This is a genomic window from Pseudomonas sp. EGD-AK9 (genome assembly GCF_000465935.2).
GTDB lineage: Bacteria > Pseudomonadota > Gammaproteobacteria > Pseudomonadales > Pseudomonadaceae > Aquipseudomonas.
This window is the reverse complement of sequence record NZ_AVOF01000130.1, coordinates 15,510-28,077: the sequence shown is the minus strand read 5'-3', so window position 1 is coordinate 28,077 and position 12,568 is coordinate 15,510. Positions and strand designations below refer to the sequence as shown.

General features: G+C 66.2%; 10 protein-coding genes and 1 tRNA gene. 2 read left to right on the top strand and 9 right to left on the bottom strand.

What is annotated here, in order from left to right; all coding sequences use genetic code 11:
- Positions 1 to 51: 51 nt before the first annotated feature.
- Both N878_RS07575 and N878_RS07570 read right to left on the bottom strand, forming a co-directional pair.
- Positions 52 to 1,359 (bottom strand): MFS transporter, encoded by a 1,308-nt coding sequence (locus N878_RS07575; protein WP_021443067.1) that lies wholly within the window; start codon positions 1,357 to 1,359, stop codon positions 52 to 54.
- A gap of 79 nt (positions 1,360 to 1,438) precedes the next feature.
- Positions 1,439 to 2,680: a glutamine synthetase family protein gene (locus tag N878_RS07570; RefSeq protein WP_177342882.1), complete on the bottom strand. Its 1,242-nt coding sequence runs from the start codon at positions 2,678 to 2,680 to the stop codon at positions 1,439 to 1,441.
- A gap of 380 nt (positions 2,681 to 3,060) precedes the next feature.
- Between N878_RS07570 and sstT the strand changes: the two genes are divergently transcribed.
- A complete protein-coding gene (gene sstT / locus N878_RS07565; protein WP_021443065.1) occupies positions 3,061 to 4,284 on the top strand; it encodes a serine/threonine transporter SstT in 1,224 nt (407 codons plus the stop codon).
- A gap of 157 nt (positions 4,285 to 4,441) precedes the next feature.
- Entirely contained in the window at positions 4,442 to 5,200 is a 759-nt protein-coding gene (locus N878_RS07560; protein WP_021443064.1) for a siderophore ferric iron reductase, read from the top strand.
- A gap of 42 nt (positions 5,201 to 5,242) precedes the next feature.
- On the opposite strand, the gene N878_RS07555 is transcribed toward N878_RS07560, so the two are convergent.
- The 7 genes from N878_RS07555 to N878_RS07525 all read right to left on the bottom strand — a co-directional run bounded on the left by N878_RS07555 (position 5,243) and on the right by N878_RS07525 (position 12,533).
- Complete coding sequence (locus tag N878_RS07555; protein ID WP_021443063.1) at positions 5,243 to 5,650, bottom strand: TonB-dependent receptor; 408 nt, start codon at positions 5,648 to 5,650, stop codon at positions 5,243 to 5,245.
- Positions 5,651 to 5,829: 179 nt separating this feature from the next.
- Positions 5,830 to 7,014 carry an aromatic ring-hydroxylating dioxygenase subunit alpha gene (locus N878_RS07550; RefSeq protein WP_021443062.1) on the bottom strand — a complete coding sequence of 395 codons (1,185 nt, stop codon included), beginning with the start codon at positions 7,012 to 7,014 and terminating at the stop codon, positions 5,830 to 5,832.
- Between the two features lie 168 nt (positions 7,015 to 7,182).
- The gene (locus N878_RS07545; RefSeq protein ID WP_021443061.1) at positions 7,183 to 9,045 is read right to left on the bottom strand and encodes an IucA/IucC family siderophore biosynthesis protein; all 1,863 of its coding nucleotides are present in this window, start codon (positions 9,043 to 9,045) and stop codon (positions 7,183 to 7,185) included.
- Positions 9,042 to 9,626 (bottom strand): GNAT family N-acetyltransferase, encoded by a 585-nt coding sequence (locus N878_RS07540; protein ID WP_021443060.1) that lies wholly within the window; start codon positions 9,624 to 9,626, stop codon positions 9,042 to 9,044. The genes N878_RS07545 and N878_RS07540 overlap by 4 nt, the downstream gene beginning before the upstream one ends.
- Complete coding sequence (locus N878_RS07535) at positions 9,616 to 10,815, bottom strand: YbfB/YjiJ family MFS transporter (RefSeq protein WP_021443059.1); 1,200 nt, start codon at positions 10,813 to 10,815, stop codon at positions 9,616 to 9,618. The genes N878_RS07540 and N878_RS07535 overlap by 11 nt, the downstream gene beginning before the upstream one ends.
- Positions 10,812 to 12,149 carry a lysine N(6)-hydroxylase/L-ornithine N(5)-oxygenase family protein gene (locus tag N878_RS07530; protein ID WP_021443058.1) on the bottom strand — a complete coding sequence of 446 codons (1,338 nt, stop codon included), beginning with the start codon at positions 12,147 to 12,149 and terminating at the stop codon, positions 10,812 to 10,814. The genes N878_RS07535 and N878_RS07530 overlap by 4 nt, the downstream gene beginning before the upstream one ends.
- Before the next feature lie 309 nt (positions 12,150 to 12,458).
- A tRNA-Arg gene (locus N878_RS07525) sits at positions 12,459 to 12,533 on the bottom strand.
- Between the last annotated feature and the right edge of the window lie 35 nt (positions 12,534 to 12,568).

Below are 12,568 nucleotides of genomic sequence, written 5' to 3'. Positions count from 1 at the left end.
CCGGCAGCGCCGCGGCCTCGTCCAGCGCCGGGATGACGACGCTGAGGCGGCTCATGGCGTCGCCCGTGGCGCCTCCGCCGGCTCCTCTGGCGCCGCGACGGGGTCCTGCATCTGCTCCTGCACGGTCTGCTCGTCGACCCGCGGATCGAGCGCTGCCATCAGTGGCGAGCCGGCCACATTGGCCGGGCTGCCCAGGTGATGCAGCGGCGCGTCCTCGACCTGATGCAGGTGAGTGACCACCTCGGGACGGATGCGCCAGACCAGGATCAGCGTGCAGCAGCAGACGAACACGTAGAGCATGTGGGCGCCATAGAGGCGCATCAGCACCCCCGCCAACAGCGGGCCGATACAGGCGCCGACGCCGAAGGTCACCAGCAGCATGGCGGTCAGCGACACCCGCCGCTCCGGCTCGACGTGGTCGTTGGCCAGCGCCACCCCCAGCGGGTAAAGACTGAACAGCATCAGGCTGACCACGAAGCCGATACCGATCAGCGGCAACAGCGTCACCTGCTGCAGCAGCGCCAGCGGCAACGCGGCGAGCAGCAGCAGTGCGGCGCAACCGCGGATCAGCAGTACCCGGTCGCGTCGGTCCGACAGCCAGCCCAGCGGCCACTGCACCAGCAGGCCAGCGAGGATGCAGCTGCCCATGAACAGGCCGACCTGCTCGGTGCTCAGGCCCATGCGCGTGGCATAGAGCGGCGCCAGGCCATAGAAGGCCCCGATCAGCAGCCCGGCCACGGCCACGGTGGTCAGCGACAGCGGCACCCGGCTGAGGAAGAAGCGCAGCTCCAGCGGCGCCGGGTGCAGCGGTGCCGGGTGCAGGCGCCGGGTCAGCGCCACCGGCACCAGACACAGGGCGAAGCACAGGGCCACCAGCATCAGCAGTTCCGGGCCCAGGGTCGGGTGCACCACCAGCACCAGCTGGCCGAGGATCAGCCCCAGATAGCAGGCCGCCATATAGCCGCTGAACACCAGGCCGCGCTGGCTGGCCTCGGCCTGCTCGTTGAGCCAGCTCTCGATCACCATGTACTGGCACATCATGCCCAGGCCCACCAGCATGCGCAGCAGCAGCCAGAACGGCAGCCACTCCACCAGGCCATGGCCGAGCACCGCGGCGGTGACCACCCCGGCGCAGGCGACGTAGGCGCGGATATGCCCGACCCGGGCGATCAGCCGATGGCCCTGCTTGCCGCCGAGCACCAGGCCGAAATAGTTGGCCGCCATCAGCGCGCCGACCCACAGGCCGTCCACCGTGTCGGCCAGGCGCAGGGCCAGGTAGGTGCTGAGCAGGCCGGAGCCGAGCAGCATCAGCAAGGTAGCGAAGTACAGCGAACGGAAGGACTTCCAGATCGGGCGCATGAACGGCTACGGCTCCTTGTGCGGGGCGCGCCCGGCAGGGCGCGCGGTACGGCGCGAATACATAGGGAGCGGCGGCCGGTCAGGCCTGCGCGGCCAGCACGCGTCGCTCCCAGGGGGTGATTTCATCGTAGAAGCTGGTCAGCTCCAGGGTCTTGCTGGCGATGTAACCTTCGATGAATTCCGCACCGAACAGTTCGACCGCCAACTCGCTGCGTTTCAGACGCTCGATGGCGGCATGCATGGTACAGGGTAGCGCCAATTCGTCGGGCACCTCGAACTCGCCCTGGATCGGCGCACTCGGCTGCAGCTCGCGCTCCAGACCGTGCAAGCCGGCGGCCAGGCTGGCGGCCAGGGCCAGATAGGGGTTGGCATCGGCGCCCGGCAGGCGGTTCTCCACCCGCCGCGCCACCGGCGCACTGGCCGGAATGCGCAGGCCGGCGGCGCGGTTGTCCGCCGACCAGCAGGCATTGTTCGGCGAGGCATAGGGATGGCACAGGCGCTGGTAGGAATTCACATGGGGGGCGAACAGCAGGGTGAAATCGGCCAGCGCCGCCTGCTGACCGCCGATGAAGTGATAAAAGGCCGCCGTCGCCTCGCCGTCGTCGGCGCTGAAGATATTGCGCCCGCTGCCCCGCTCCACCACGCTCTGGTGGATATGCATGGAACTGCCCGGGGTATGCGCCAGCGGCTTGGCCATGCACACCACGCTGAGGCCGTGCTTGAGCCCGACCTCCTTGAGCAGGTGCTTGAACAGCAGGGTCTGGTCGGCCAGTTGCAACGCATCGCCGTGCAGCAGGTTGATCTCGAACTGGCTGACGCCCATCTCGTGCATGAAGGTGTCGCGCGGCAGGCCGAGCGCCGCCATGCAGCGGTAGACCTCGGCGAAGAAGGGGCGCAGGCCGTTGCCGGAGCTGACGCTGAACGCCGCACCGCCATCCTCGCGGCGACCGTCCAGACCGACCGGCGGCTGGAACGGCTGCAGCGGATCGGCATTCGCCGCGAACACGAAGAACTCCAGCTCGGTGGCCACCACCGGCTGCCAGCCATGCTCGGCGTAGCGCGCCAGCACGCGCTTGAGCAGGCCGCGGGTGGACAGGCCACTGCTGCGTCCGTCCAGCTCGTCGGCGTCGCAGATGGCCAGCGCGCGCGGCGGCTCGCTCCAGGGCAGGCGGTGGATCTGCGTCGGCACGGCGTTGAGCGCCAGGTCGCCGTCGTCGCCGCCGTAGAAACGCGCCGGCGGGTAGCCGCCCATGATGCACTGCAGCAGCACGCCGCGGGCCAGTTGCAGCCGCCGCCCTTCGAGAAAGCCGGCGGCGGTCATCACCTTGCCACGCGGCACGCCGTTGAGGTCGGGGGTCACGCACTCGATTTCGTCGATGCCGCGCAGGAGGGTTTCCAGTGCAGGGCGGCTGGCAGTGCTCATCTGTGGTTGTCCTTGTGTGCTCGAATACCGTCGGCCGACGGCGAGATGGACAAAATACGCAGCGGATGTTCGATATTTCAAGCACTCGCCGCTTGCCGAGATGCGACACCGGCTTGCACCCTGTCGCCCTGATCGCCCCGGCGCGGTCGACGCCCGCCGCGACTGTGCTAGAGTCGCGCGCTATTTTTTCCGCCGAGCCTCTCGCGCCCGGCCGGAAGCCCTGTCGCCCGGGGCCCAGCGCCACTTGTGGCGCGGCCCAGCAACCAGAGACTCCCGCGATGTCCGAAGCCATTCACCCTGCCCTGCAGCTGCTCAACCGCACCAGCCTGGTGATGCAGATTTTCATCGGCCTGCTGGCCGGTATCGTCCTCGCCCTGATCGCCCCGCAGGCGGCGCTGTCCGTCGGCTTCGTCGGCAACGTGTTCGTCTCGGCGCTGAAAGCGGTGGCGCCGGTACTGGTGTTCATTCTGGTGATGTCGTCCATCGCCAACCACCAGCACGGCCAGCAGACCCATATCCGCCCGATCCTGCTGATGTACCTGATCGGCACCTTCAGCGCCGCGCTGGTGGCGGTGGTGGCCAGCTTCGCCTTCCCCTCGGCGCTGGTGCTGAGCAGCCAGGCCGCCGAACTGACGCCCCCCGGCGGCATCGGCGAGGTGCTCAAGACCCTGCTGCTGAATATCGTCGACAATCCGGTGAATGCGGTGCTCAAAGGCAACTTCATCGGCATCCTGGCCTGGGCCATCGGTCTGGGCTTCGCCTTCCGCCATGCCAGCACCGGCAGCAAACGGCTGCTGGGTGATCTGTCCGATGGTGTCACCGCCATCGTCAAGCTGGTGATCCGCCTGGCGCCGCTGGGCATCTTCGGCCTGGTCGCCGCGACCCTGGCCGAATCCGGCTTCGATGCCCTGCTCGGCTACCTGCACCTGCTGGTGGTGCTGGTCGGCTGCATGCTGCTGGTGGCGCTGCTGGTCAACCCGGCGCTGGTGTACTGGAAGATCCGCCGCAACCCCTACCCGCTGGTGTTCACCTGCCTGCGCGAGAGCGGCCTGACCGCCTTCTTCACCCGCAGCTCGGCGGCCAACATCCCGGTCAACCTGCAGCTGAGCCAGCGCCTGGGCCTGCACGAGGAAACCTACTCGGTGTCGATCCCGCTGGGCGCCACCATCAACATGGCCGGCGCGGCCATCACCATCACCATCCTGACCATGGCCGCGGTGCATACCCTGGGCATCGCCGTCGATCTGCCGACCGCCCTGCTGCTCAGCGTGCTGGCCTCGATCAGCGCCTGCGGCGCCTCGGGCGTGGCCGGCGGCTCGCTGCTGCTGATCCCGCTGGCCTGCAGCCTGTTCGGCATCCCCAACGAGGTGGCGATGCAGGTGGTGGCTATCGGCTTCATCATCGGCATCGTCCAGGACTCGGCGGAAACCGCACTGAACTCCTCCACCGACGTGCTGTTCACCGCCGCCGCGTGCATGGCGCAGGAGCGCAGCGACGGCTGATCGCCGACCCGTATCACGGCAAGAGGCCCACCCAGCGCGGGCCTTTTGCTTTCCAATGAAACATATTCCTAATTGCTAATTTGTATCATTAGCAATGTCCTGCTAGATTCCCTGCCACCGCCCCGAACCATTCGCGAAGCTGCAGGGTTTCACCTTCATGTCCGATGCCTCTGGCGACCTCGCCGTGCTGCTTACCACCCTGCGCGCCACTGTCCCTGCCCTGCACGGCCGTATCGGCACGCCAAGCCCCGATCAGCTGCAGTGCGCCAGCCCAGGCAACCCGCAACGGATCGCCGCGTTGCACGCGCACTGGCAACGCGCCCACCCCGGCGCCGGCCGCCACTACTGGACCACCCGCAGTTGGACCCTGCTGATCTGGCAACCGATCTACCTCAGCCTGCTGGCCGTGCACCTGCAGCACCGCGCACCCTGCCTGGGACAATTGGGGCAATCGGTCTGCGACGGCTTCGTCGGTGGCTTCAGCCTGCCGTCGCATAGCCCGCAGCGCGGCGAGCAGCAAGAGTTGATCGCCCTCGCCGCCGGGCAGATTGGCGATTTCGTCGAACGGCAACTGGACGAGTTCGACCGCGTCGCCAGCATCCATCCCAAGCTCGCCAGGCTGTTCGCCGTCGATTGCACGCGAGCCGCGCTGCTACTGGTGCAGCGCCGGCTGGGCCTGCCCAACTCGGCGTTGCGCGAACTGGAGGCCTGCTGGCTGCGAGCGCTAGCCATGCCGCGCAGCAGCGCACTGCTCGAGGTTCGCCTGGACGACGGCCGCGAGTGCCTGGCGCTGGGCCGCAACGCCTGCTGCCAGCATTTTCGCCGCGAGGACGGCGAATTCTGCAGCACCTGTCCGAAGCTCAAGCCGGCGGAACGCCAGCGCCGTCTGCGCGAGGAACTGGCAAAGGTGGACTGAAGCAGCCGCCGGCCAGGCGCCGGCGGCGCTGTACAGCCTTGCTCAGTACGTCCAGCTCAGCCTCAGGGTCGCATTGCGCGACGGCGCGTAGTAGGACTGCGCCCAGTACAGGCTGGTCAGGTACTTGCGGTCGAACAGGTTGTTGACGTTGAGCGAGACGTTGAAGTGCGAGTCGAGGTCGTAGCGGGCCAGCGCATTGACCACGGCGTAGGAGCCCTGACGGCTGACGATGGTCGCGCCGCTGGTGGACGTGCCCTGCTCGCGGACGATCTCGCCCTGCCAATTGACGCTGCCGCCCAGCTTCAGGCCCTGCACCTGCGGCACCCGATAGGTGGTGGCGAGATACAGGCTGTTCTGCGGAATGAAGGTGCGCGTGCGGCTGCCATCGCCATCGCGAATCGAGAACAGACGAGTCAGGCCACCACTGGCCAGGCCAGTGGCGCCAGACACAGGGCCATGGCCAGCACGCGGGGGCTGCAGCTGGCGCGCAAGCGCGCCGGGTGTCGTGAGTGATACATCGCGTTCATGGGCAGACACTTTTTCTTGGTTGAGTGGGATAAGGCGTTGGCGCAGCGCAAGGAGACTGCAGTTCATCGCGGCAACCTCCATGTCGGGCCGATACCCGCGCCTCAGCGGCGCTCGGCTGCCAGGGCCTGGCCCATCACCTGGCGATACCAGCCGTGGAAATGCTGCATGCCCTCCTCCAGCGGTATCTGGTACGGGCCGCTGTCGTCGATGCCGCGCTGGTACAGCGCACGCCGGCCGGCATCGGTTCGCTCGGCGATCTCGTCGTCCTCGATGGCGGTTTCCATGTAGGCGGCGCGGTGCGCCTCGACCAGCTCGCGGTTGCCCTCGCACAGCGCCTGCGGGTAGTAGAACTCGACGACGTTGAGGCACTCGTGCACGCCCTTGGGGTAAACGGTGGAAAGCACCAGGGCGTGGGGGAACACCTCGATCATGTGGGTCGGGTAGTAGCTGGCCCAGATGGCGCCGAAGTCCGGCGCGGCATCGCCATGCACGGCCATCAGGCCTTCATGCCAGGCGCGGTAGGTATCGGTGCCGGCACGCGCCAGGTTGGGGTTCACGTTGATGCGCTGCAGGCTGTACCAGTCGCCATAGTCCCACTGCAGCCCCTCGCTGCGCACGTAGCGGCGCAGGCCGGGATGGAAGGAGGCGATGTGGTAGTCGTCGTTGTAGATCTCGATGAAGGTTTTCCAGTTGCACTTGCACGGGTGCATCTCGACGTGGTCGAGCTGGTAGTCGGAGAAATCCATGTCCGGGCGGCGGAACAGCGCGCCGATGTCGGCGACCGGATCGCGCGGTCCCTCGAAGAGAAAGCCGGCGACGTTGTGCAGGGGGTAACGCGGCAGGTTGCGGCAGGGCTTCTGCGCAAACTTCGGCGCACCGACGATCAGCCCGCTGCTGTCGTAGGTCCAGGCGTGCAGCGGGCACAGGATGCGGTTGCCGGTGGCGCGCAGATTGCCGCGGCGCACCGCACTGGCATCGCTGCCCGGGCTGAAATCGCCGAGCATCAACGCCTGACGGTGACGGCAGACGTTGGACAGCAGCTCCACGCCATGCTCGTTGCGCACCAGGATGCGGCTGTGCTCCTCATGCGGCAGCGCGTACCAGTCGCCCAGCTCGGGCACCATCTTCTCGTGGCCGATGTAGTTGGCGCAGTGGCGGAAGATCAGCTCCTGCTCGCATTCGTAGATCGCCGGGTCGCAGTAACTGCGAATCGGCAACTGCGGCTCGGTGGGGCGAAAATCGTAGGGCGTGGCGGCAAACTGAGCGGTGCGACTGGGGTTGTACATGCTTGGCTCCTTGCAGCGAGCGCGAGGCGGACGGGCACCGGCCAGCGGAAATCGGCCTGCACCGATCCCGCCCGCGTCGGCGCAGCAACGCCTCAGGCTCTGGGCTATGACCCAATCCGGGCCATGGAAGTCGTTGCCCCGCCAGGCGCCGCCTGACGGGGCGGGCAGCTAGCGCTGCAGCTCGGCGCTACGCCGTGGCACCGGCTCGTGCTCGCTGCGGGGCGCGAACGGGGCGACCGGGTTGGCCAGCGGCTCGGCCATGATCAGGCTGCCCGCCGGGTTGGCCAGGTCGACCATCTGCAGGTTGTTCTTCAGCTGCAGGCGGTTCAGGCACGAATGCAGGAAGCTCGGCGCGAAGAAGTCGTAGCGCGCGAAGCGCTCGGCCAGCTCCGGGTGCGCGCGCTGATAGTCGATCACCGACTCGGCGACACCGCGCCAGAATTCGGCCTCGCTCATGCACTGGTTCTCTTCGAGGATCTGGCTCATATGGCGGAACACGCCGTCGAACACGTCGATGAAGATGCCGAGAATCTTGTAGTCCTCCGGCACGTCCACGGCCAACCGCTCCAGCCCCGGCGGCATCTGCGCGTCCTTGTCGAGAATCGCCGACTCCTCGGCGATGTCCTTCATGATCGCGCGCACGGGCACGTGGCCGTCGAGCACCAGAATCAGGTTCTCGCCGTGCGGCATGAACACCAGATGGTGCGCGTAGAAGCAGTGCATCAGCGGTCGCAGGAAGGCGTCCAGGTAACGGCGCATCCAGGCCCGCGGCGCCAGCCCGGAGCGGCGGATCAGCTCGGGCAGCAGCGCCAGGCCCTGCGGGTCGACATGCAACAGCGCGGCCATGGTCATCAGCCGTTCGCCGCTTTTCAGGCGGCTACCGGGGCTCTCCCGCCACAGCGCTGACAGCATCTTCTTGTACGGGCTGTCGGTCTCCAGCGCCGCCTCGTAGTAGCGGTTGCGATAGCCCACCGAGGCGACTTCGCGCAGGATGCTGAAACCGTATTCACGCAGCACCGGGTCGCTGCTGATCAACTGGTCGAGGTAGGCGTTGATCGCCGGCGTGCCGGCCATGTAGTACGGCGACAGGCCGCGCATGAAGCCCATGTTGAGGATCGACAGCGAGGTCTTCACATAGCAGCGTTGCGGCTGCGACAGGTTGTAGTAGGTGCGCAGCGACTGCTGGGCCACATACTCGTCGCTGCTGCGCCCCAGCGGCACGATTTTGCGCTGGGCGATGTCGGCGGCGAACATCAGGCTCAGCTTGCTGAACCACTGCCAGGGATGGGTCGGCATCAGCAGGTAGTCATCGGCATTCAGCCCCTGCTCCTGCAATTGCTGGCGGTAGGCCTGCAGTTGCGCCTCGCCCAGTTCCTCACGCAGCAGTTGCTCGTGGTCCAGCCCGGGCACGGCGGCGAAGTGCGCGTTGTCGCGGTGCACAGCAAGCCAGATGATAGCGAAGCGCGAGCCGGTTTCCGGTGCGTAGGCGTGGTAGTCGAAAGCGTTGAAGCCCAGGCGGCCGTTGTTGGCGACGAAGCCTGGGTGGCCCTCGATCATCGCCGCCTCGATGGTCTGGTAGTCGGCGTCGGCCAGCTCGGCGCTGCTCAGCGCGCGCTCGCCGTGCTTGAAGGCGGCGCCGTAGAGCGTGCTGCTGATTTCATCCAGGTACACCGGCAGCTTGTCCGCCGGAATACCCAGCGTACGCTTGAGGTCGATGACGAAGGTCAGCGCATCGAGCGCCTGCGGCTGGCCATCGAGCAGGCGTTCGATGCTGGCCGGCTCGATATGCCAATGACGCAAGGCCATGGTGCGCGCTTCGAAGCGGTACACGCAGCCCTCGGTGTCGGCTGCCAGCTCGTAGCGCTGCCAGCCTGCGCGCTCGGCCGCGCCCAGCGGCTGCGGGTCGAACAGCTGCTCGTGGGCGTATTCGGCGATGGCCTTGCGCACCAGCAAGCGATTGACCTTGCGCCACAGCTCCGGGGTGAGGTGGGCGACGGCAGCGACAGGATGATCCAGACGAGGAGAAGTCATAGCGGGCTTGATCCTTCAAGTGATTGGAAAAAATCGGCGGGCGTGCAGAACGCCAGCAGTGCGGTCTTGGCAGGCAGCTCGACGGGCCCTTGCTCGACGAAACCGACCAGGCGGTTGAGGCGGTGTACCTTGTGATTGCGAATGTCCGGCTCCACCACCACCCGGCGGGCACCGAGTTCGTCGAAGAGAAAGGCCATCACCGCGCGCAGCACGTCACGGGTGAAGTGGCGAATCGGCTGGGTGCTCGGGCCGACGAAAAAGTGCATGCCGAGATCGCCGGGCCGCACCGCATAGCGCTTGCCCAGCGGGTCGTGCCGGGGGTCGTAGCACTCCAAGACGAAGGCCGGCGCGCCACGGTAGAAACCCATAAACGCGCGCATATGGCCACTGCCCATGGCGTCGGCGTAGAAGTCGCGGGTCGCCTCCAGGGTCATGTCCTGCATATTCCAGTAGTGGGCGTAATCCATCTGGTACCAGGGGTGGATCACCGCGACGTCTTCGTCGAGACGCAGCGGACGCAAGGTGAAATGCGGGTCGAGCAGCGCCCGCAGCTGGCTCAGCGCAATGGCTTCAGTTGGCATGGCAGAGTTCTCCCGGAGCGGCATGCCGGCGGTCGACGCCGAACCAGCCGCGGTCGATGATCGCCGTCAGCAGCAGGCCTGCCGCAGCGATGACGAAGGTCAGCGGAATACCGACCAGGTTGACCAGGAACCCGGCGCCGAACGAAGACAGCAGCACGCCGAGATTCTGGAAGAAGTTGGTCACGCCGAAGTCGCGGGCATAGGCATCCGGCGTGCTGACCTTGAACAGGGTGACCTCGAGCTTGACGATCACCTGATACAGCGCCCATCCATACAGGCAGCGGCCGACGATGATCAGCTCCAGCGAGTCGCTGGCCTGCAGCGCCAGGCCCAGCGCACCGAGCAACAGGTTGAACAGGGTGTGATCGGCCCAGCGCGGCGGCTGCGCGACCAGGTGCTTGAACAGCAATGCGAGCAAGGCGACGATGCCGGGGATGGCGAACACCAGGCCGGTCAGCAGCGGCTCGTGCAGCCCCGTGCGCGCCTCCCAGTACAGGGTGAAGAACGGCCGCACCAGGTAGGCGCTGAAGTCGAAGAGAAACATCAACAGGCACAGCTTGAGCAGCGCCGACAGCGCCTGCGGGCTGCGTCGCGGTACCGGCGCCAGGCCGCTCTGCTCCTCGCGGCTGAGTACCTTGACCACCCGTCCCGTGCGGATCAGGTAGAGACACAGCGCCATCTGCGCCAGATCCCCGGCGGCCATCAGGGCAATGCAGAAACTCGGCCCGTGATGCTCCAGCGCCATGCCACCGACGGCGGCCCCGAAGATCGCGCCGATATGGATGACCACCGACAGCAGGCCGATCACCAGGCTGTGGTTCTGCGGCTCCTCCAGACGCATCAGGTAGGGGAACATCAGCAGGTAGCTGGCCTTGGTCATGAACATCATCAGGCTCAGCAACCAGTAGCTCTCGACGCTCGGCGCCCAGATCGAGGCCAGGCAGAACAGCGCTGCCGCCCCCTGGGTGTAGAGCAGCAGGTGCATGGTCTCGATGCGCCTGGCGACCCGTGCCCAGACCGGCAGCATGCACATCACCGCAATCGAGATGGCGGCGATATAGGCCCCCACGTGCACCGGGCTGGTCACGCCGTAACGGGTTTCGAAGAACTGCGGGTAGAAGGCGATCAGAATCGAATCGCTGATCACGCCGAAGCCCGACATGATCAGAATGGTGGTGCGCAGGTTCATGCAGAAACGCCCCCCTGCCCGAGCGCGACGAAGCCGCTGTCAGCCGGCGGCTGGAAGTCCTGGTAGGCGGTGCGCGCCTCGCAAGGGTAGGCATCGCGCCCGGTCAGCTGGTTGAGCAGGCGCCCGTTGCGCCAGCAGGCCAGGCCGAGATCGGGGTTGGTCAGGCCATGGCTGTGCAAGCCGACGTTCTGCACGAAGATCTCGCGGTCCCGATGATCCACCGCCCAGTTCGGCGAGGGGGCGTAACGCCCCTGGGCATCCCAGCGAATCCGCTCGCGAATGCCTTCGATGAAGCTCGGCAGCTGGTAGCGATAGCCGGTGGCGAACACCAGCCCATCGGTCGCATGGCCATAACGCGCGCCCGTCTGGGCGTGCTGAAACTCCAGTTGCCACTGCCCGCTGGTAGCGTCTCGCCGACACTGCTGCAGCGCCAGGTTGGGCAGCAGCCGGACACCGGCAAGGCCCTGCTGCTGCCGCTCGTCCAAGGTCTGGTAGATGCGCTCGATCAGCGCTTGATTGATGCCGTTGTAGATACTGCGCTGGTCATCGAGTATCTGCTGCTTGACCCCGTCGCCAAGGCCGTAGAAGTAGCGACCGTAGTCCGGCGTGATCAACTCGAGGGTGAGCTTGGCGTTCTCCATCTGGAAGAAGCGCGGCGCACGGGTCACCCAGTTCAGCTGGTAGCCATGCTGCGGCGCCTGCTCCAGCAGGTCCTGAAAGACCTCGGCGCCACTCTGCCCGCTGCCGATCACGGTGATGCTGCGGCACCGCTGCAGCGCCTGCCTGCTCCCCAGGTAAGCCGAGGTATGCAGCGCCTGGCGGACGTCGCCTGGGCTGCAGCAGGCGGGAACGTGCGGCACGCCGCCGATGCCGATCACCAGCTTGCGGCAGCTGTACTGAAAGCCTTCGCCGGTATCGCCACGCACCCCTGCCAGGACATAACCGGGCAGCGCGGCGTCGTACCAGATCTCCTGCACCTCATGCTGGTAACGCAGGTTGTCCAGCTGCGCCGCCGCCCACTTGCAATAGCGGTCGAACTCCTGGCGCGACAGGTACCAGTTCTCGCGGATGTAGTAGTTGTACAAGCGGCCCTGCTGCTTGCAGTAGTTGAGGTAGCTGAAACGGCTGGTGGGATCGGCCATCGAGACCAGATCGGCAAGGAAGGGATTCTGTAGCGTGGTGCCGTCCAGCAGCATGCCGGGGTGCCAGCTGAATTCGGCCTTTCGGTCGAGAAACAGGCTGCGGGTCCCCAAAGGCTCCGCCAGGCATGCCAGCCCGAGATTGAAAGGCCCCAGGCCTATGGCAATGAAGTCGTAGGGCAATTCCGTGGTCATGTCGCGCCTCATCAGTCCGGATGAAAGTGGGCGGATACTAGACCTTGATGATAATGATTTGCAACAGCATGTAAGAATAAATGCTGATATAGAGACGTACGTCTTAGCACGGCCTTTCAAAGGCGAGTCGGGACGGGGATCAGGGGAACAGAAGCCGCGGTTTAGAGGTCCCGCGGGCTTTCAAAGGAGGTCAAGCGAGGCATTCACAAGCGCCATGTCAGGCACCTGAAACGCGTCCGATAGCGGAGGCCGGTCGTTTTGAATCAGAGGAAAGTGCGGAGAACCGCGGCGGATCGGAGAGGATGAAGGTGGCGTCCCCTGCTGGAATCGAACCAGCATCTAGCCCTTAGGAGGGGCTTATTCTATCCGTTGAACTAAGGGGACAAGGCCGTGCGCAAGGGATCGCGAAGGCCGGGCGG

Bases quoted from the DNA above. Each gene is read 5' to 3' on its own strand.
- N878_RS07575 (WP_021443067.1), bottom strand. From the start codon at position 1,359: ATGCGCCCGATCTGGAAGTCCTTCCGTTCGCTGTACTTCGCTACCTTG.
- N878_RS07570 (WP_177342882.1), bottom strand. From the start codon at position 2,680: ATGACCGCCGCCGGCTTTCTCGAAGGGCGGCGGCTGCAACTGGCCCGC.
- sstT (WP_021443065.1), top strand. From the start codon at position 3,061: ATGTCCGAAGCCATTCACCCTGCCCTGCAGCTGCTCAACCGCACCAGC.
- N878_RS07560 (WP_021443064.1), top strand. From the start codon at position 4,442: ATGTCCGATGCCTCTGGCGACCTCGCCGTGCTGCTTACCACCCTGCGC.
- N878_RS07550 (WP_021443062.1), bottom strand. From the start codon at position 7,014: ATGTACAACCCCAGTCGCACCGCTCAGTTTGCCGCCACGCCCTACGAT.
- N878_RS07545 (WP_021443061.1), bottom strand. From the start codon at position 9,045: ATGACTTCTCCTCGTCTGGATCATCCTGTCGCTGCCGTCGCCCACCTC.
- N878_RS07540 (WP_021443060.1), bottom strand. From the start codon at position 9,626: ATGCCAACTGAAGCCATTGCGCTGAGCCAGCTGCGGGCGCTGCTCGAC.
- N878_RS07535 (WP_021443059.1), bottom strand. From the start codon at position 10,815: ATGAACCTGCGCACCACCATTCTGATCATGTCGGGCTTCGGCGTGATC.
- N878_RS07530 (WP_021443058.1), bottom strand. From the start codon at position 12,149: ATGACCACGGAATTGCCCTACGACTTCATTGCCATAGGCCTGGGGCCT.